Consider the following 19459-nt stretch of genomic DNA (forward strand, 5'->3'; position numbering starts at 1 on the left):
CTACCGCAAAAAGGGTGTGCCGACCACTTCATCGTCACTCAAAACAAGAATGCCTTTTTCTGCCGGGGCATTTTCGAGCCCTAGTTCTTTTGCTGAGCAAATCATACCGGAAGAGGCAACACCACGCAGCGTTGCTTCCTTAATGACAAGCCCGCTTGGCATAACGGCACCAACGAGAGCGACAACTACTTTCTGGCCTTCTGCCACATTCGGGGCACCGCAAACAATTTGCAATGTTTCAGTGCCGATATTTACACGGCATACAGAAAGCTTGTCTGCATTAGGGTGCTTCTCTTTTTCTTCTACATAACCGACAACAAAAGAAGGTTTCTGCTCCCATTCCATTTCAAGAGCGACACCATTTTTGTCCCACGCTTCTTTTAGGAGCGCTTTTATGCCTTCATCGAGCTCAACCGGACCAACTCCGCTAATGGCTCCATAAGAAGAGGCATGGAATACGTTTATGCCAGCAATTTCTTGATTGCTTTTATTCAAAATGACGACGACATCGCCGTTCTTCTCAACAACCTGTGCATCGCGGCTTATATCTTGAACAGTAACCATAAGGACATCGCCAATGCCTTTTTCATTATAAAATACGTTCATGTTTTATTCTCCTTACTCGTTTTCAGCGTGTACAAGCGAACGCCTAGACCAACCTAGTATAGCATAGGTTTTCGTTTCGCCCCATCAGCCTTTAGGCTTTTTTTGCGCCATAATAAAGACTGGTTCAAGTTCCCCATTTTCAACAATAAAAGGCAACGCAGTCACAGGAATACGCCCTCCGCCAAAGAATTGTAATGCCATTTGGCCTAGTACATCATACCCAGTGTCATTTTTGATATCAGCAAAAATGAGCGCATCTTGATGGGGAATTGCGACTACAAGCTGCCCAACTGCCTTTTGTTCCATGCGCTGCACAAGCGACTGGTCCAAAATCCGACTTGCGTCATACCCATCATTGGCCGAAAGAAAATAAAAACGGTTCCCTGCAACTTCATCCTCTTTGAACGGCTGTGGCAAGGAACGGACATTAAATGTAGCCATTTCTGCCAATGCCTTTAAATCCCAGCCGCTCTCATTGAGAAGTTCATCCGTAATAAGGGTGTATGTCTCTCCTAAATCAACGGCATAATAAATTCTTGTTTCTGCCGTATGTTTTTGGTAAACAAGGGTTTTTCCGCCCTTTGTTTTATCTGGGAATGAAGCTGCGCGAATCACTGGAAAAATGTTTTTTTCGTTTCCGTTAAGGTGAACGGCTTTCGCCATTGACTCTAGGCCAACCGCGACAGTACGGAGCGCCTCATCGACAGCCGCATATTCCTCTCGCTCCCATTTGGCAAGCAAAGGCTTCAAAGCAAGCGTTGCCCCTTTTTTAGTCGCCTTGTCTTCGATACGCAATGTTGATTCTTTATGGTCATAGCGGATTGTCCAACCGTCCCGCTGCAACTTTTTCTCAATTTGTTTCCGGAAAGTTTGCAAGTCCACGCTTCTTCCTCCTTTTTTCCACCTCTAGTTTAACATGTTTGGCGATAAACGGAAAAGCGAATAAACAAAAGCTGAAGGGCGCCCTCCAGCTTGTTATCAATCAATCGCTGCTTCAGCTTTTGTTAAGAAAGCGACGATTTCTTCTTCAGTTTTACGGTCTTTGGAAACGAAACGATCGACTTCTTTGCCGTTTGCATATACTAAAAAGCTTGGAATGCCGAAAATGTCATGTGCTGCACAAACATCAATAAATTTATCGCGGTCAACATAATAAAATGTAAACGTCGGAAAATCGACTTCGATTCGCGGCAGAATCGGCTCAATAACCCGGCAATCAGGGCACCAGTCTGCAGAAAATAGAAAAACGGCTGTTTCGTTCGCTTTTATTTCGTTAAATTGCTGTTCAGATTGAATGTGTTCCATCGCTATACGCTCCTTTAATTGAAAGAGATGTGCATATCATTCCATTTAATCCAGCCTTTGCGGCGCATCCATTCTGACACGAGGAGAGCGCAAACCGCTGGAATAATAACATAGCATAGAATGACTTGAATGAAAAGCGATCCAGAATAGCCCATCTCCGTAAACGTCATGATTGGCCCGACAAGGCCGCTTGTCCCCATGCCAGAACCGGCGGCATTGTTAATAAGCCCAAACCAAATCGTACCAATCGGGGCGCTAACGGCTCCAGCAATGGTTGGGGGGATAAGAATAAGAGGGTTTTTTAGAATATTTGGCATTTGCAACATCGATGTGCCGATGCCGAGGGCAAGCAACCCGCCAAACCGGTTTTCACGGAAGCTGGCCACCGCAAAACCGACCATTTGTCCTGCACAGCCAATCGCAGCCGCACAAGCAACCGCACCCTCCAGTCCAAGCATGAGTCCGATCGCTGCGCTTGAGATAGGCGCGGTTAATGCCCACCCCATCAGGATTGCAACCACTATGCTCATTATCAGGGGCTGCTGGTCTGTCGCCCAGGTAATCGCCTCGCTAATGGATTCCAACGCAAATGAAATAGCAGGCCCTAAAAGCCATGCGACGACAAAGCCGCTCATGATCGTCACAATCGGCGTAACAAGAATATCCACTTTGGTTGAACCATAGACAAGCTTGCCTGTTTCGGCAGCAATAACAGCCACCAAAAAACTACCTGCCGGCCCACCGTACACCGCCCCGGCTGTCCCACAAACAATGGTCGCCAAAACGACAAACGAAGGAGCTCCTAAGGCAAGTGCAACTGCCGCTCCTATCGCTGCCCCATATAAATCCATCGCTAGTTCGCCAATTTCCAAAAAAGCGGCAATGCCAAACTGTTCGCCTGCCGTTTTGATGATAAGCCCAATAATAAGAGTAGCAAACAACCCAAATGTCATTTGCCCCATTGCTTTAATGAAATATAGATGCCAAGAAGGGTTGATTCCCTTTTTTCGTAAAAATTCGCGCAAGATGCCCTCTCCTTTTATAAATGACTGTCGCTCTTTAGCATATCCCATGACTATTCATGTGACAAGACACTTTTTTCAAAAAAATCGAGAGAGATAGAAACAAAATCAACCTTTATGTTGCTCTCTTTGCTTATTCTTATGTTATACTAGCTAAAGAAAACGTATGTTCTAACTTCGATTGGAACTGGATATGTAAAAACGGACTGATCGAAACGACTTGTCAGCCGAGGCGCGGAACCGAGCGAAGATGAGGATAAAACGTGTATTCATGAGCAACCGTTTTCTCGCACATGAAACACTTGTTTCAAAGCACATGAACGAGGTGAGCAACGAAGGCTGCGAGGTTTTGTCTACAGTCTGGGAAAATAAGGAGGCATTTTGTATGGAACTCGTTGTTTATTTGGCTGGCGAAATCCACTCTGACTGGCGTGAAGAGATAAAGCGCTTGGCAAATGAAAGACAATTGCCTATCGTCTTTAAAGGCCCGATGGAAAATCACAGCAAAAGCGATGCGATCGGCGAAGACATTCTTGGCAAACAGCCAAACGCTGTATTGCGGGACGAAGCAGCCTCAAGCATTAATAATTTTCGTACGCGGATTTGGCTTCAGCGCGCAGACGCGGTTATTGCTCTTTTCGGCGAAGATTACAGGCAATGGAATACAGCCATGGATGCCGCCACTGCCATTGAAGCTGGAAAACCGTTGATTTTGATTCGCCCGGAAAAACTTCACCACGCTTTAAAAGAGCTGTCTAACAAAGCACAAGTGGTCGTCGAAACGCCGGCGCAAGCCATTGCCGCCCTATCTTACGTATTTGAAGAAGACTAAAAGCGTCAAGCTAAAAAGAAAAACGCCCGCTAAAAAAGGGACGTTTGACTATTGCCAGCCCCTGAATCGGCGGGGCTGGCTTCCTTAATGAAGTTTGTCTGTCGCGAGCATATACTGTCCATAACAAGCACGAACCACTTCAGAAAACATCGTTTTCCGGGTAAGCAAACCATTTGTTAAATAACCGACGGCGCCTTGGCCAACATCAACATGAGGGACGGTCTGTTTTAGCGCCTCGCTTAGTTCGAGCCCCTCGTAAAGAAGGGCGGCTATGTCATTCGGCAAAGGCAAGCGCAAGCCTGCCGCTGTATATAATTGTCCAGAGCGGGTAGCAAGCGCGCCCCAGTTGCACAAGTAAAGCGTCCCTTGTAATTCCGAGACACCCCCCTCCAAACCTAAACCAAAGTCAGCATCTGTAGCGTCAAGCGCTCCACGAGCACGGTTTACAGCGCCCTCTTTCGTCTCATCATCCGAAAATGGCTGTGCCGCAACTTGAGACAAAGCAGAAATAGAGACGACCTCAACATGCTCCTGGATCAAAACGTCTTGGACAGCGTGGACTTTAGCGCGGTTTTTTGAGCCGACTGCTGCTATTTTTTTCCTCATTACGCTATTCAAACTCAATCAGACTTTCATATGTTGTTTTGTCAGTGGCAAGGACAAGCTTCGTCAACAATTCTTTTGCTGCGGCATAGTCGTCAACATGAAGAATGGAGCCCGATGTGTGGATATAGCGGGCGCAAACGCCGATGACCGCTGTAGGCACACCGTTGCCAGAAGTGTGAATTCGGCCCCCATCTGTTCCCCCTGCCGCCACAAAGTACTGGTAAGGAATGTTATGGCTTTCTGCTGTATCAAGAACAAAATCACGCATTCCTTTATGTGTAATCATCGTCCTATCAAAGATGCGCAGCAATGCACCTTTGCCGAGATGGCCAAAAGCGTCCTTCCCTCCAGTTGCATCATTTGCAGGGCTTGCATCAAGGACATAGCTGACATCAGGCTTAATCATATTGCTCGCCGTTTGCGCTCCCCGAGTACCGACTTCCTCTTGCACGGTTGCGCCTGAATAAACAGTGTTCGGCAAAGCTTTCCCTTTTATAGCTTCGAGCAATTCGATCGACAAACCTACTCCGTAACGGTTATCCCACGCTTTCGCCAAAATTTTCTTTTCGTTTGCCATTGGTGTAAACGGGCATTCTGGCACAATTGGCTGCCCAGGCTTTATACCTAACGCAGAGCAATCTTCTTTATCGTCAGCGCCGACATCGATATACATTTCCGTGATCGGCATGGGCTTCTTGCGTTGCGATTCCTTCAACAAATGCGGCGGGGTAGATCCAACTACACCGATAATCGGCCCTTGATCTGTTACAATTTTTACTCGTTGCGCTAGCAGGACTTGCGACCACCAACCGCCAAGTGTTTGGAATTTGATTAAGCCATTATCGGTAATTGATGTCACCATAAAGCCGACTTCATCCATATGCCCACACACCATTACCTTAGGTCCCGACGCATCGCCTCGCAACACGCCAAAAACGCTGCCTAATTTGTCTTGGACAATTTCATTTGTATGTTTTTGCAATTCGCTTTTTAGAAAGCGGCGTACTTCATGTTCAAACCCAGACGGCCCTGGAAGTTCCGTCAATGTTTGAAAAAGCGCTTTTGTTTTCTCGTTCATAAAAACCTCCTCCATCTTCTAAAAAGGGCATAAAATACAAGACCCCGACAGCGGGATCTCTTATGTATTGCTGGGATTATGGGTGGCAAAAAAAAACAGCACATTCATTGTAGCTGATTTTGGTGGGTTGTGCCAGTTTCCGCCATTCCCGATAGTCAATTTCACGCTCGTTCGTTATACTGGGTATAAAAGGTCATTGTACAACGAAAGGGTGTTAAAATGAAACGATTGTCACTGGGCTTAGGAATCGGCGTATTAATTGGTGTATTGGCAAGCAAAGCATGGAAACAAGAACAGCTTACTCCTGAAACCGTACTGAAACGAATAAAAGCAACTGTCCAACAAGAATATATGATCAGCGGCTCGTGGATCCATATGCAGCCTGAATCGATTACTCGCTTTGGCCTGCCATATGAAGCATACCGTGGGGGCATAACACGTTCGACAGTTGACGGGCCTGTCCAGTATGAATTTTTGGCTGATGTCAAAACAGGTGTTTTGCTTGATTTACAACAGATCTAAAAAAAGAAGCCCAAAAACCATTGGGCTTCTTTTTTTACTGTCGGAATGTCGCTTCGAGCCGATAAATGGGCATGCCTTTTGCAGAAAACTTCTCTTCGTATTCCGTCATCACATTCTCTTCCATCCCGCTTTGATGAAGGTTTAAACTAACATTTTTAAATGCCATCCCAAAAGTCGACATACTGTGCAAAGAGTATTCAAACAATCCTTGGTTATCGGTTTTAAAGTGGATTTCTCCTTCTTGCTTCAGCAGCTGCTTATAAATTGTTAAAAACCTTTCATTCGTAAGGCGCCGTTTGGCATGCTTCTTTTTAGGCCATGGATCGGTAAAATTAATGAAAAAGCGATCAACTTCGTTTTTAGCAAAGACATCCAGCAACTCAGCAACGTCTTTGTTAAGCAACTTGACGTTCGGCAGTTTTTCCGCTTCTACTCGTTCCATAGCTGTAAGCAAGACGCTCTCATAGCGTTCGACACCAATGAAATTGATGGACGGAAACTGTTTCGCCATGCCTGTCAAAAACTTTCCTTTCCCTGTTCCGACTTCCACATATAGTGGTTGGGCTGTACGAAAGCAATTGCTCCAATTCCCTTGGTGCTGTTCTGGCTGTTGAATGACAATATTCGGCCGTTTTGCCAATTCTTCACTAGCCCATGGTTTATGACGTAAACGCAATCTTCATCCCTCTTTCTCTCTTTCATCACTGCAATTCGCTGTTAAATCGTATAAAAACTCCTATTGCGCAAAACCTAAGGGCAGGAGGTGCCCTCATGCCAATTTCCATTCAACATAAGTTAGGTTTGTTGCAAGACTTGCTGCAAAACCATGTCAGCGAAAAGTTCCTGACAACAAATGAATCTGAACAGTTGAAACAAATCCTGACGGCGCTTGCCCAAGATCCCGCTCTCGATCCAGCGCTGGCAAGCACCATTGACGAAATTTCGAGCGCTTCCACTACAGAGACAATGGATAGTGAAGCCGTACAGCAATGGCTTAACACGATGTCATCCCTTACATGATGAGGGGTGGCAAACAAATAGATAGCTCATCTGATTAGATGAGCTATCAGACTTTCGATCAGTCTGAGTGATCATTTTTGGAAGCGACGTACATCAGCGCTTTTTTGAGTTCCTCGACTTGGCTGAATTGGCCCCTGCTATGGTTCCATAAAATTTCTGAGATCGTATGGGCCACCACATACCAATGCATTCTCATTTTAAGGGAATAATCCAATTCAGCGCCATAATGAGCCAGCCAAGTAGCCCAATGCTCCTCGGGAATGTACGTGTAAAGCATCAAGCCGAGATCAAGTGCTGGGTCGGCGACGGATGCACCGTCCCAATCAATTAGATAAAGGTTGTCCTGTTCGTCTCGCATCCAATTGTTATGATTAATGTCGCCGTGGCAAACAGCATATTCTGCGTCGCCAAGCTGATCTTTTGTTCGCTCTAAGTAGTCCATACAAGCGAGGACAAGCTCGTCCTCAATTCTGTAAAGTTGGATTTGGACATACATGTTTTCAACCATATGCCGTGGATCTAACGGCTCATTGCCCATCCGCTTAAACAAATCAAGCAATTCATTCGAGCGATGAATATTCGCAAGCATGGCTGCGGTACTGGCATTCATCATTTCCTTTGCCTTCAGTTCCCGTCCTTGAATCCACCGCTGTGCAGTAATCACGTCGCCGCTTTCCAACCTCTTGGTCCAGAGGAGTTTTGGCACAATCCCCTCGGCAGAAAGAACCGCAAGAAAAGGTGATGAATTTCGTTTTATGAATAATTGGTAGTCACCCTGTTTGGCTACATAGGCTTCGCCTGTTGCGCCACCAGCGGGCATGACATCCCATCCTTCTCCTAAAAACAATTCCACCCGGTTCACCCTCAATTTCCTTTTCTTTTCTTCCGCTTCCTTGCTGCATACTCGTTTTTTAGTATAACGCATTTTGTTCTGGGAAAGCATTCATTAAAAGAAGCAGAGCGCAATGGACAGGCTCTGCCGTTACAATTTTGACGAATTCACTCGTTGACAGCGGCTTGGCTTAATAGACACGTTGACCAATAGATGAATCAATGGTACCAAAGATGGAGATAAATCGTCAATGACATTCTTTTAAGCAGCAAAACCAGGCCAGCTCCTTGGAAACCATGTTTTCATGCAAATGACATGCTTCGTCTCCAACCATCAAATCACGCAGTCATGCCTTGAAGCGATTGACAAATTCTTTGCGATTCTGATTCAATAAATAAGTCAGCCCTTCCTTCTTCTTTGCGTTTTTTTAAAAAACAGAGTAGAAATGAGGGGATGTGTAAGCTCAAAAATGGAGGAACAACAAAATGGCTATTGAACAACAACGAGCGCGTTTGCTCGTTTCCTGCCAAGACCGCCCAGGCGTTGTCGCCAACATATCGTCTTTTCTATATAACCATGAGGCGAATATTGTCCAATCTGACCAATACTCGACTGACCCTGAGGGCGGCATGTTTTTCATGAGAATTGAATTTGCGTGGCAGGAAGAGAAAACGGCTTTTTCCGAAATCAAACAAGCTTTTTCTGCCCTTGCAGACGCCGAACATTACCAATGGCGGATGGAGCAAGCTTCGCGAAAAAAGCGAATGGCGATTTTCGTCTCTAAAGAAAATCATTGCTTGTCAGAGCTGTTATGGAAGTGGCGAGCTGGCGAACTTTATGCTGAAATCCCACTTGTCATCAGCAATCATCCTGACAACAAAGAAGAAGTGGAAGCTTACGGCATTCCCTTTTTCCATATACCGTCTACAAAGGCTAATCGCCGTGAAGCAGAGGACAAAGCGATTGAACTTCTCCAGGAACACAATATTGAACTTATTGTTCTTGCTCGTTACATGCAAATTTTATCGCCAACGTTTGTCAGTACGTTTCCTCAACAAATCATTAACATCCATCATTCGTTTTTGCCTGCCTTTATCGGCGCCAATCCTTATGCAAAAGCATTTGAACGAGGTGTAAAACTGATTGGCGCTACCGCCCATTACGTTACAGACGATTTGGATGAGGGTCCGATTATTGAACAAGATGTGTTACGAGTGAACCACCGCCACACAACAGCTGACTTACGAATCGCCGGCCGTCAAATTGAGCGAATTGCATTGGCACGAGCTGTAAATTGGCATTTAAATGACCAATTGCTTGTCCATAACAACAAAACGATTGTCTTTTAGTGCTTATAAAAGCAGAGCGGCCATGATGCCGGCTCTGCTTTTACTGTTCATATATCATTTTTCTCGTCATACCACCATCGATAACAATCGTTTCGCCATTTATAAACCGATTGCGCTCGTCTGCTAAAAATAGGCATGCGTTCGCAATGTCTTCAGGCGTCCCCACTCTCTTTGAAGGATGCTGCTTATGGTCGATCTCCCTTAAAGCGTCATTCGTTGTGTGAATCCAGCCAGGAGCAATGGCATTAACGACAATGTTTTTTTCTGCAAGAGATAATGCCATTGCATGAGTCAAAGCCTCGACCCCTCCTTTAGAAGCTGCATAAGCTTCAGAATTCGGCTCTGACATGCGAGCCCGTGTCGAGGAAATATTAATAATGCTAGCATGCTTCCCTGTTTGTTCCATATGTAAAGCTGCTTCTTTGGAGGCAAGAAAAACGCTGCGTAAGTTCGTATTCAAGACGTTGTCCCATTCTTCCACGCTTAGTTCAACTAATGGCGTAAATGACGAAATTCCTGCGTTGTTGATTAAGATCTCCACAGGTCCTGACTGAGAGGCAATTGTGGCAAAAGCAGCCTTTATATCACGTTCTTCTTTGACATCCGTTTGGATGAACGCAATGTTCTCCGCTTTTTCACTCCATTTGCAAAAAAGCGTCTCTTCCTTATCAAGGATAAAAACGAGCGCCCCTTTTTGCGCAAATGCAAGAGCAATCGCCTTCCCTATGCCAGCAGCTCCGCCAGTAACGACGACTCGCTTTTTTTCCATCACCTGCCTCCTTTCAACTTTGACAAAAAGCACGTACATTTTTTGTACATGCTATGATTGGTCTAATATAATCAACTCATGGTTAATGGTCGCGAACTCCTCCTCAGACATTGGCGCCTCTAATACAATGATTTGCGCGCCTTGAATCGGCTCTGGCAGCGAATCCACTCCGTGCTGGCGCACGCATAGCTTTATGCTTTCGTTTAAATTCTGTTTTGCTTCGGCAACCGTATCGCCAAAGCCAATGCACTCTTCGCGGTTTAACAATTCAATCATAAATTCATGCCCACCAAGCCAATTAAATACTTTGCGGACTCTTAAATGGAATTGGCTTATATCCGGCGTTTGAAAGCTGTCCTGAACCATCCAATACCTCCTTCATTTTTGAACAGCTCTAGGCAAAAGAAAGCAACCTTTTCAGTTAACTGGAAAGATTGCCCAAACGTTCTAAAAAACAACGGCTTTTTCATTATAACGGGTTCATCATCGAACTTCAATGTCTATATTGAACCTGTCATCATTGACGCTATGAGAGTGCAATGTTAAATGGTTCGTACTAATTGGAGCTTATAATTAGACGCAGATAGGCCACCTGCGCTGCTTAGGGGTTATAAATTCCTCTTTCTAAGCACTCACATGCTCATTATTAAGAAATTAAAAAGCATCTCTATTGTCAGTTGCATAGCGAACAATAGAGATGCTGTGTGCCAGCAGGTCGTTTTTTTGTCAACTTTAACAGGAGCATAGGGCGTTTTCTCCCCTAGCTCCTTTTATTCATACTTAAAGGATGAGCAAATTTGGATTTTCGACATATTTAACAACAGCATCTAAAAATTGTGCCGCTAACACACCGTCAACAATTTGATGATCAAACGTCAAGCTGAATGGCATTTTTTGAACAGGTTCCACTTGACCGTCTTCTGAAAGAGCGAGTTCCTGTTGCAATGAGCCAACGCCTAAAATGCCCGTTTCTGCTGGATTTAAAATTGGCGTAAAGTATTCTATGCCGCTCGCGCCTAGATTCGTGATCGTGAAAGTCGAACCAGACAACTCATCTGGATTGCTTTGGCCCCTTCTAGCATTTGCGGCGATTTCCTCAATCTTCGTTGCGAGTTGGCCGATCGATAAATGGTGAGCATCACGAATGACTGGGACGACAAGTCCATCGTCCAGCGACGTTGCAATCCCTAAATGAACATTTTCAAATTCTGTAAGCTGCCCATTCTCATAGCGGCTGTTCATGGCGCCAACTTGCTGGAGAGCAAGTATGGTCGCACGGGCAAGAAGAACCGTCACGCTCAATTTCAACTGTAGCTGGTGAGACTCTGATTCTGTCTTCAATAAACGCCGAAAGGCAAGCAGTGCATTTGCATTGGCTTTACGATGCAATGTAAGTTGAGCAGTATTGTGCAAGCTGGCGCGCATATTACGGGCTATCGTTTTACGGATCGGAGACAGGCCTTCCCCTATGTCGTCTAAGTGCGCCACTTGCGCATTTTCGTTTGCTGCTTGTTTTACTGCTTGGGTTGATACTTGGTTTGATGCTTCTCGCAATATATCACGCTTTGTAATGCGCCCGTTGCCACCTGTACCTTCCATTTCTTCGATGTTTACGTTATGTTCTTTTGCAAGCTTCCGTGCCAATGGCGTAATAAAAATACGTTTTTCGCCTTTCTTTTGAACTTGTTTGACAGGCGCTTTGCTTGCCGTGTCTGTTTCTAATGGCGATGATTGTGACGCAGTTGGAGGAGTTGCAGCAGTTTCCGTTATTTCTTCTCCTTCTTGGCCAATACGCGCCAACACTTCACCGACTTTCATGACTGTATCTACTTCTCCGTATCTAGCTAATAATATACCGTCTTCTGGTGCCTCTAGCTCTTGTGTTAATTTTTCAGAGCTAATTTCCACAATTGCCTCGCCTTTTGTAACTGGATCACCAACCTCTTTACACCAATTGACAATCGTCCCTTCAGACATGGTCATCCCTAGCTTAGGCATTACAATTTTACCCATCAGTCCATTCACCTCCTCCAAATTCCATGTTTACTGTTTTAAATCTGCAATAATTTCATCTGCTACGCGTAATACTTTAGCAGCATCAGGAATATACGCCTGCTCCAAATTCGTCGCAAATGGAACAGGTGTATTCGGTGCACAGACCGTTTTAATCGGTCCATCTAAGTAATCAAATGCTTTATCTGCAACGACTGAGGCAATGTCAGTCGCCGTGTTGTTATGAGGGTTCGATTCATCTATCACAATTAAACGCCCCGTTTTCTTGATCGAATCAATGACCGTCTCCTCATCCCAAGGGGCGACAGTCCGTAAGTCAATCACTTCGGCTGAAATGTCTTCTTTTGCAAGCGTTTGAGCCGTTTCTTCTGCTACCTGCACCATTTTTCCAATCGCTACGATCGTAATGTCCTTTCCTTCGCGAATCACATTGGCTTTGCCTATTTCAACCGTATAGTAATCCTCTGGTACGTGGCCCTTCATCCCATAAAGCAATTTATCCTCAGAAAACACAACGAGATTATCTTCTTCAACCGCAGCTAGCATCAGGCCTTTGGCATCATAAGGATTAGAAGGGACGACAACTTTTACGCCAGGTATTGCTCCAAACATACCGTATAACGTTTGCGAGTGCTGGGCAGCCGCGCCTGCGCCTGCACCGTGAACCGTTCGGACAGTAAGCGGCATTTTCGCTTTTCCGCCAAACATATAACGCATTTTCGCCCCTTGGTTTAAAATAGGGTCTAACGCAAAGCCGATAAAATCATTGAACATGAGCTCCGCAATCGGACGAAGACCTGTCGCAGCTGCTCCTACCGCTGCGCCAAAATAACCATGTTCTGCAATGGGTGTATCAATAACCCGTTCCCTTCCAAACTCTGTAACAAGGCCCTTTGATAATCCGAAAACCCCTCCAAATGCATCATCATACCGGCCATCATCTTGTACTAAATGGTCGACTTCCGCTCCACCAGCAACGTCCGTACCAATCAATATGACGTTGTCGTCTTTCCGCATTGCTTGCGCCATCGCCTCATTAATGGCTGTCATAAATGTAACGATCCGTTCTGTCATTTTTGTTCCTCCTCTTCTTAAGCAAAAATATCTGTATATAACGATTCCAAATCAGGAAGTGGGCTATTTTGAGCAAATTCGCTCGCTTTTTTAATCGTTTCCGCTGCCTCTTTTTCAATCTCATCCGCCTGTTCATTCGTCATCCAGCCTTTTTCCACAGCAGTCTTTCGAAATTCAGGAATTGGATCGCGATCACGGTTTTGATCCCCTTCAGATTTATATTTTTGTTCATCTCCCTCAAAATGCCCGTAATGTCGATAGGTGTCACACTCAATTAACGTTGGGCCTTCACCTGCTTTCGCTCTGCGAATTGCCTCTTTTGTCGCACTATAAACATCCACTACTTTCATGCCATCTACCCGGACTCCAGGCATATTGTAAGCGGCCGCCCGTTCTGCGACCGTTTCAGAAGCACTGGCATAACGGAAAGGTGTTCCCTCGCCAAATTGATTGTTCTCACAAACAAAGATGACCGGCAATTTCAAAATCGACGCTAAGTTAAGTCCTTCGTGGAATAAACCTTCGTTAGATGCTCCGTCTCCAAAAAAACAAACAGCAACATGATCCTGCCGAAGTGTTTTAATCGTTAGTGCTGCACCCGCCGCAAGTCCAAAACCGCCGCCGACAATGCCATTAGCGCCAAGCATTCCTTTTTCAACATCCGCAACGTGCATAGAGCCGCCCTTGCCGCCACCAAGCCCATCTTTTTTTCCCATAATCTCGGCCATCATCCGGTTAATATCACAGCCTTTCGCAATTGCATGGCCGTGGCCGCGGTGCGTACTTGTGATATAATCCTCTTCATCCAATAGGACCGAAACACCTGTGGCCACAGCCTCTTCACCTGCGTACAAATGAACAAAGCCTGGAATGATGCCTTCCCCAAACTTCCGGTGTACTTCTTCCTCAAACAAACGGATTTCATTCATTTTCTGGTAAATCCATAAGGCTTCTTTTTTCTTCATTTTTGCTCCTCCTTCAATGAAGTTTCTTACTGGTGAATAGCTCGTTTACTAAACGCCAGTGCACTTTCGCCAATAACTTCAGCAATGGTTGGGTGTGCATGAATCAATGTTTGTAATTCTGAAATGGTCCCTTCTGATACTCGGACGGCCAGCAACTCTCCTATTAGCTCAGTTGCATGTTTCCCAACAATGACTGCACCGAGCAGTTCACCGTATTTTTTCTCCGTAATTAGCTTTACAAAACCAGATGTGTCCCCTTCTGCGAGCGCTTTCCCATTCGCGGCATTTGCTGAAAATGAGACTTTGACATCGTAACCTCGTTCTTTCGCTTCTTTTTCACTCAAACCGAAGGAAGCGATTTCAGGTTTTGTATAAACACATCGGGGGATGCCAAGTTCGTCAATTGGCTGTTGCTTTATCCCTGCCATATGTTCGACAGCCGCAATGCCTTCCGCACTCGCTGCATGAGCCAATTCATATTTGCCAATCACATCACCAATTGCATAAATGCCCTTTTTACTCGTTTCATAATATTGATTTACTTCGATGAAACGATTGTTTTCGTCTTTTTGTAAGTTCAGCGCATCCGCCAATTCCGTATTAGGACGCCTTCCAGCTGCCACGAGCAACCGTTCAAATGGAAAAGTAGCATTTGCCGTGCGGACAAGTCCTTGTTGCACATGTTCAATAGCGACATTTGTCTCGATTTCCACGCCTCGCTGTTGCAACTGTTCTTTTACAATAGCCCGTGCCTCTTCATCTTCTGTTTGCAAAATATCCGGTGCCACTTCTAAAATCGTCACTTTTGTACCAAACGGAGAGACTGCGAATGCAAGCTCGACAGCAATCACACCCCCTCCAATGATGACAAGCGATTTTGGCAGCGATGTTTGTTGAAAAAACGTATCCGTCGTCATATAATCAATCGTTTCTAGGTGGGCAATCGGTGGAATAAACGGTTTTCCCCCTGTAGCCAGTAACATGTTTTTACTTTGAATGATGTGACCATCACAAACCAGTCGTTGCGATCCATCAATCGTTGCCTCTCCTTGGAAAAACGTAATGCGATTTTTCTTTAGCAAGTGGGCAATGCCTGTCGATAAGGATTGAATAATGGTGTTTTGTCGCCGAAACAGTTTACGATCATCTACTTGGACAACAGATGTTTCAATCCCCCATTCTTGTGCTTGTCGAATTTCCTCAAGGCGTCCCCCGTGCTGCAGCATAATCTTGGAAGGAATACATCCGCTATGCAAACAAGTTCCTCCAGGTTTGCCCCGGTCAATGAGCGCTACGGTCATGCCTAGCTGAGCGGCTCGAATGGCCGCCACATAACCTCCAGGACCAGCGCCGACAACGGTTAAATCAAATGATTTCAATCCCTTCTCCCTCCTTAGTCTTTCGTGTTAATTGATTGACAAGACACTCTCCTTTCCGCCCAAAGGCAAGCGCTTTCTTTTTCGTAAATCAATCATGCAATTTTCATGCCAACTATTCGGTTTATGCACAGCCCTTTGTTTACCGTATTTTCGTGGTTGCTGTCGAATCCTGTTATGTATCATCTGAAACAGCTTTTGTATCAATGTCTCATCGAACCAAAAAAAGCGTAGACAAAGTGTTTAGCTGTCACTTTGTCTACGCTTATACTCAGTGGCGTTCAATGCGATGTTTTTTTAGTTTTCTGTAGATGGTAGCCCGAGACATATTCAAAGAAGCTGCTGCCTTTGTTACATTGCCTTCTTGCTGCTCAATCGCCTGCAACAGTTTTTGTTTTTCATGCTCATCACCTTGTGTTTGTGAGTATAAGCTATCCGGTAAATGGTGGGGATGGATGATATCGCCGTCCATCACAAACATCGCTTGCTGTAGTACATTTTTCAATTCTCTTATGTTTCCCGGCCAATGATAATTTTCGAGGAGACTTAACGTTTCCCGGGTTAAGCTGATCGTTTGTTTTCCAAATTCCTGACAAAGAGCAGGTAAAAAAGATTGAATTAACGCCGGTATATCTTCAATCCGTTCTCTTAATGGCGGAAGTTTCATTTGCAGGACACATAAACGATAATATAGATCTTCACGAAACGTGCCTTTTTGCACCGCTTCCTTTAAATCTTTATTCGTAGCAGATAAGACTCGTACATCGACAGGGATCGCCACGCTTCCACCGATCCGCATAACGACCCGTTCTTCTAAAATACGTAACAAATGGATTTGTAAATCCAGCGGCATATCGCCAATTTCATCTAAAAAGATGGTGCCACCATTTGCTTGTTCAAACTTTCCTGCACTCCCTTTTGCTTTACTGCCAGTAAAAGCACCTGCTTCATAACCGGACAGCTCACTTTCTAGCAAGCTCGGTGGAATCGCTCCGCAATTAATAGCAACAAATGGTTTGTCGCCACGGTCACTCGCTTGGTGGATCGCTTGCGCCAACACTTCCTTCCCTGTCCCCGTTTCTCCCGATATAAATATAGTAGATTGTAAGCACGCAGCTTTTTTCGCTTGCTTTAATAGCGCCTGAAATGTTGGGGACACGCCGATCATATTGGAAAAACTGTAACGCGTTGTCGTCTCTTTAGGAGACGGCTTCTTTTTGTTCACCACTCTATAATCTTCCTGAAGAAAAATGACAACTCCATAAATATGGTCTTGAAACCGGACAGGGTGAATTGAAACTTGATAGCGTTTATTTGTTGATCCATCTTTAATCTGTTCATTTACTATTTGCTGGCCATTTGTCCGAACTTTATCTACTAGTGCCTTTAATTCAGTAAAGCTGGCTATGGACGTCTCGTTTCGAAACCGTTCGCTTCGACTCGCACTCTCATTTCGGGTCAGAATTTGATCACTTAAATCTACAGACAACACGATTTTGTCCATCTTTTCGAGTGCTGTGTTTAAAAATAGGTTATGCCGTAAAGCATATTCAAAAAAATGGCGCTCGATCGATAGAGCCATATTTTTCGCTTCAGCCAGTGCATAACCAATCGAATGGCGATGAACATCACTTGCATTACCTGCGAGATTCACAATGCCTAGTAATTCTTTTGTAAAAGGCGTTAAGATCGGAAAAGCGACACAGTACCAATCGTGTACATTTTCACAAAAATGCTCAGAAAACAAGACTTGAGACGATTGCTTCGTTCTCAGAACCATCCCAACTGCATTTGTGCCTGCAGACTTCTCGCTCCAAGTTCCACCTGCAAAAATATACCGTTTCTCTGCTCTTTTTAAAACGTTTTTTTCCCCTACAGTTTTCAAAATCGTTCCATCTTTATCGGCAATAGATAGGACCGTCTTCGAGTCATCAAATAAATCGAGCAGCTGCTGAATGCGGGGGGATGCGTAAGACAACAACTGCTTATTGTGTTTTAATCGAATGGCAAGCGTCTGATCGTTTATGACTTCGTTTATTTGGCTTTGAAACGGATTAACCCCTAAATCTTTAGATGTTTCCCATGAATGAGCAATCTCACTTCTCAATTCACTTTGCAAGATCCCCTCATTCCTTAAATAGCGACTCCAAGCAGTTTTAACAGAACCGTTGTACCATTCGGCATTCAAAATTGCTCTGCTCATTTGTTGGTTCACTGTTGTAGCCTCCTTTAATGGAAAAAAATCGATTGCCAGAACGTCAACTGGAGATACGATCTTCTAAAACGATCATACTAAATAGTCCCACAAAGAAGGAAGCGTTTTCTTGAATTTTCTTTTCATCTATTTATCATCACTCGATGGTTATGGTTATTTTCACTATGACCCCCCTATAAATACAGAGAATCAAAAAAACAAATGTCTGCTTGTAAACAAAGGCCGTTACCACCCCACCGTCAATAAAATTGTCCCCCCAACCGGGACCACAATCGAAACGATAATCGCACATAGGATCATTGCAATTGAAGAAATGGCCCCTTCTGCTTCAGAATGCTCAAGCGCTTTTGCCGTTCCTATTGCATGGGCACTAGCGCCAAAAGCGACGCCTCTGCCAATAAAGTGTGAAATATGAGTCCATTTTAACAAAGTGCCTGAAACAATTGCGCCTGTTAGTCCGGCGATTGTCACTAAAATCGCTGCTAGTGTTGTATTTCCATTTAAAAGCGCCATTATATCCATCGCCACTGGAGCAGTGACGGACTTCGTCAACAAAGGCTGAAGAAACGCCATTTTTAATCCAACTAGTGCGCCAAGCATAAAGCCACTTGCGACGCCAAACAACGCCCCAATTGTAATGCTAATGATGAGGGGGCGAAAGTATTTCTTAATGAGCGGTAACTGCCGGTACAAAGGAATGGCCAATGCAACTACAGCCGGTCCAAGGAAGGACGATATCCAGCTCACCGCCTCCTGATAATGTTGATATGTAATGCCGCTAAGCAATAAAAATAAAACGGAGATGGCTGTCGTTACAAGCAAAGGCAAAAACAACAGCGTTTTTTTCCGTTTATAGAGGGCAACTGCAGCCAAAAAGACGACAAGCGTAGCCCCACTAGCGGCCAAGGTGGTGGTTAGATTGTTTAGCACAGGCCGATTCCCCTTTCTCCTCTTTCGTTGCTAATAATTGCCCAACATAACCACTTACAACCATGACTGCACAAGTACTTACGATTGTAACACCGACCAACAATAAGCCTTGCGTAGAAAACAAAGCAGGCTCAGCGATAATCCCGACTGTTGTCGGCACAAAGAAAAGCGGTAAAAATGCAAGCAAAGCCAATGCCCCGTCTTCTAGCCACTTGCTTTTCACCACGCCTGTAACGAGTAGCACGAACAATAGCATCATGCCGACTAAGCTTCCTGATAGTGGAAGATGAAGAACAGCAGCAAGCCCATTGCCAATGCTATTAAAGATGAATAACCCAATAATTTGCAAAACAAAACGCAGCCACTTCACCGCTCTTCCCTACCTAAAAACGGAAACGAACGGACTTCCTCATATTTTGGAGTTTGTCCAGTAACGGTTTTATACAAACACAAGCGCTCAACTTTTTCTAAGCAATCAAAACGAGACGGCGGCTTTACGTAAGGCTTTCTATGAGCCCATTTGCGGGCTATTGTGACATGGGGGGAAAACGGACGGCTGTCGACTGGATAGCCAAGTTGCGACAATAACGATACAACTTGGGCATGTTGTTCTACTAGCGTATCTCCTATTGGATTAGGCTTCATGTAAAAAATTCTCGGCCTGTCTTCTTTGCCGAATGTCCCATATTCGCCAAACTGCAACACAAACGGTGTGAACGTTGCAATCAATCGTGCGAGCTCTTTTTCCGTTTCTGCCCATTTTTGCGCTTGTAAGGAACCAAAAAAATGATAGGTTAAATGATAATCAGCCGGATGGACCCATTTTTTAAATCGCTCTTCTTGGACAAAGCGACAAGTATGTGAACAAATGGCCGATTGAATGTCGTCAGAAAGGGGCAAAGCTAAAAAATAGTGTGGTTCGTTCATGTTGTCCTCCTAAGCGTT

Annotated in this window: 22 protein-coding genes; 4 read left to right on the top strand and 18 right to left on the bottom strand. The window is 44.8% G+C overall.

The window, feature by feature from the left end; genetic code table 11:
* The 4 genes from ytpR to N6H06_RS17830 all read right to left on the bottom strand — a co-directional run bounded on the left by ytpR (position 1) and on the right by N6H06_RS17830 (position 2936).
* Positions 1-606 (bottom strand): YtpR family tRNA-binding protein, encoded by a 606-nt coding sequence (gene ytpR, locus N6H06_RS17815; protein ID WP_212954061.1) that lies wholly within the window; start codon positions 604-606, stop codon positions 1-3.
* An 84-nt stretch (positions 607-690) separates the two neighbouring features.
* Positions 691-1488, bottom strand: a complete 798-nt coding sequence (locus N6H06_RS17820) for a DUF1444 domain-containing protein (protein ID WP_212954062.1) — start codon at positions 1486-1488, stop codon at positions 691-693.
* 96 nt (positions 1489-1584) lie between these two features.
* Positions 1585-1911 carry a thioredoxin family protein gene (locus N6H06_RS17825; RefSeq protein ID WP_011247614.1) on the bottom strand — a complete coding sequence of 109 codons (327 nt, stop codon included), beginning with the start codon at positions 1909-1911 and terminating at the stop codon, positions 1585-1587.
* A gap of 14 nt (positions 1912-1925) precedes the next feature.
* Positions 1926-2936, bottom strand: a complete 1011-nt coding sequence (locus tag N6H06_RS17830; RefSeq protein ID WP_062749782.1) for a PTS transporter subunit IIC — start codon at positions 2934-2936, stop codon at positions 1926-1928.
* Between the two features lie 382 nt (positions 2937-3318).
* Between N6H06_RS17830 and N6H06_RS17835 the strand changes: the two genes are divergently transcribed.
* Positions 3319-3765 carry a YtoQ family protein gene (locus tag N6H06_RS17835; protein ID WP_062749783.1) on the top strand — a complete coding sequence of 149 codons (447 nt, stop codon included), beginning with the start codon at positions 3319-3321 and terminating at the stop codon, positions 3763-3765.
* 84 nt (positions 3766-3849) lie between these two features.
* Here the strand turns inward: N6H06_RS17835 and N6H06_RS17840 are convergent, their stop codons facing one another.
* On the bottom strand, positions 3850-4371 hold the full coding sequence (locus tag N6H06_RS17840; protein WP_062749784.1) for a DUF84 family protein: 522 nt from the start codon (positions 4369-4371) through the stop codon (positions 3850-3852).
* A gap of 4 nt (positions 4372-4375) precedes the next feature.
* A complete protein-coding gene (locus N6H06_RS17845; RefSeq protein ID WP_062749785.1) occupies positions 4376-5449 on the bottom strand; it encodes a M42 family metallopeptidase in 1074 nt (357 codons plus the stop codon).
* Between the two features lie 219 nt (positions 5450-5668).
* Here N6H06_RS17845 and N6H06_RS17850 point away from each other — a divergent pair, with 219 nt between their 5' ends.
* Entirely contained in the window at positions 5669-5971 is a 303-nt protein-coding gene (locus tag N6H06_RS17850) for a hypothetical protein (protein ID WP_062749786.1), read from the top strand.
* Between the two features lie 34 nt (positions 5972-6005).
* Here the strand turns inward: N6H06_RS17850 and trmB are convergent, their stop codons facing one another.
* Positions 6006-6647, bottom strand: a complete 642-nt coding sequence (gene trmB / locus N6H06_RS17855; protein ID WP_263707610.1) for a tRNA (guanosine(46)-N7)-methyltransferase TrmB — start codon at positions 6645-6647, stop codon at positions 6006-6008.
* Between the two features lie 95 nt (positions 6648-6742).
* On the opposite strand from trmB, the gene N6H06_RS17860 reads away from it, so the two are divergent.
* The gene (locus tag N6H06_RS17860) at positions 6743-6991 is read left to right on the top strand and encodes a YtzH-like family protein (RefSeq protein ID WP_062749788.1); all 249 of its coding nucleotides are present in this window, start codon (positions 6743-6745) and stop codon (positions 6989-6991) included.
* 58 nt (positions 6992-7049) lie between these two features.
* On the opposite strand, the gene N6H06_RS17865 is transcribed toward N6H06_RS17860, so the two are convergent.
* The gene (locus N6H06_RS17865) at positions 7050-7844 is read right to left on the bottom strand and encodes a phosphotransferase family protein (protein WP_213028922.1); all 795 of its coding nucleotides are present in this window, start codon (positions 7842-7844) and stop codon (positions 7050-7052) included.
* Positions 7845-8308: 464 nt separating this feature from the next.
* On the opposite strand from N6H06_RS17865, the gene purU reads away from it, so the two are divergent.
* A complete protein-coding gene (gene purU, locus N6H06_RS17870) occupies positions 8309-9172 on the top strand; it encodes a formyltetrahydrofolate deformylase (RefSeq protein ID WP_062749789.1) in 864 nt (287 codons plus the stop codon).
* Between the two features lie 40 nt (positions 9173-9212).
* On the opposite strand, the gene N6H06_RS17875 is transcribed toward purU, so the two are convergent.
* The 10 genes from N6H06_RS17875 to thpR all read right to left on the bottom strand — a co-directional run bounded on the left by N6H06_RS17875 (position 9213) and on the right by thpR (position 19441).
* Positions 9213-9941 carry an SDR family NAD(P)-dependent oxidoreductase gene (locus tag N6H06_RS17875; protein WP_263707611.1) on the bottom strand — a complete coding sequence of 243 codons (729 nt, stop codon included), beginning with the start codon at positions 9939-9941 and terminating at the stop codon, positions 9213-9215.
* A gap of 51 nt (positions 9942-9992) precedes the next feature.
* The gene (locus N6H06_RS17880; protein WP_062749791.1) at positions 9993-10307 is read right to left on the bottom strand and encodes a hypothetical protein; all 315 of its coding nucleotides are present in this window, start codon (positions 10305-10307) and stop codon (positions 9993-9995) included.
* Between the two features lie 414 nt (positions 10308-10721).
* Positions 10722-11957, bottom strand: a complete 1236-nt coding sequence (locus N6H06_RS17885) for a dihydrolipoamide acetyltransferase family protein (RefSeq protein ID WP_213028923.1) — start codon at positions 11955-11957, stop codon at positions 10722-10724.
* A 27-nt stretch (positions 11958-11984) separates the two neighbouring features.
* Complete coding sequence (locus N6H06_RS17890; RefSeq protein WP_062749793.1) at positions 11985-13028, bottom strand: alpha-ketoacid dehydrogenase subunit beta; 1044 nt, start codon at positions 13026-13028, stop codon at positions 11985-11987.
* 17 nt (positions 13029-13045) lie between these two features.
* A complete protein-coding gene (locus N6H06_RS17895; RefSeq protein ID WP_062749794.1) occupies positions 13046-13993 on the bottom strand; it encodes a thiamine pyrophosphate-dependent dehydrogenase E1 component subunit alpha in 948 nt (315 codons plus the stop codon).
* A gap of 26 nt (positions 13994-14019) precedes the next feature.
* Positions 14020-15372, bottom strand: a complete 1353-nt coding sequence (gene lpdA / locus N6H06_RS17900; protein ID WP_212954066.1) for a dihydrolipoyl dehydrogenase — start codon at positions 15370-15372, stop codon at positions 14020-14022.
* Between the two features lie 268 nt (positions 15373-15640).
* Positions 15641-17584 (bottom strand): sigma-54-dependent Fis family transcriptional regulator, encoded by a 1944-nt coding sequence (locus tag N6H06_RS17905; RefSeq protein ID WP_263707612.1) that lies wholly within the window; start codon positions 17582-17584, stop codon positions 15641-15643.
* 225 nt (positions 17585-17809) lie between these two features.
* Positions 17810-18514: an LrgB family protein gene (locus tag N6H06_RS17910; protein ID WP_064505329.1), complete on the bottom strand. Its 705-nt coding sequence runs from the start codon at positions 18512-18514 to the stop codon at positions 17810-17812.
* Complete coding sequence (locus N6H06_RS17915; RefSeq protein WP_263707613.1) at positions 18480-18884, bottom strand: CidA/LrgA family holin-like protein; 405 nt, start codon at positions 18882-18884, stop codon at positions 18480-18482. Before N6H06_RS17915 ends, N6H06_RS17910 begins: the two co-directional genes overlap by 35 nt.
* Entirely contained in the window at positions 18881-19441 is a 561-nt protein-coding gene (gene thpR / locus N6H06_RS17920; protein ID WP_062749799.1) for an RNA 2',3'-cyclic phosphodiesterase, read from the bottom strand. Before thpR ends, N6H06_RS17915 begins: the two co-directional genes overlap by 4 nt.
* Between the last annotated feature and the right edge of the window lie 18 nt (positions 19442-19459).

It is taken from the genome of Shouchella tritolerans (assembly GCF_025770735.1).
GTDB lineage: Bacteria > Bacillota > Bacilli > Bacillales > Bacillaceae_D > Shouchella > Shouchella tritolerans.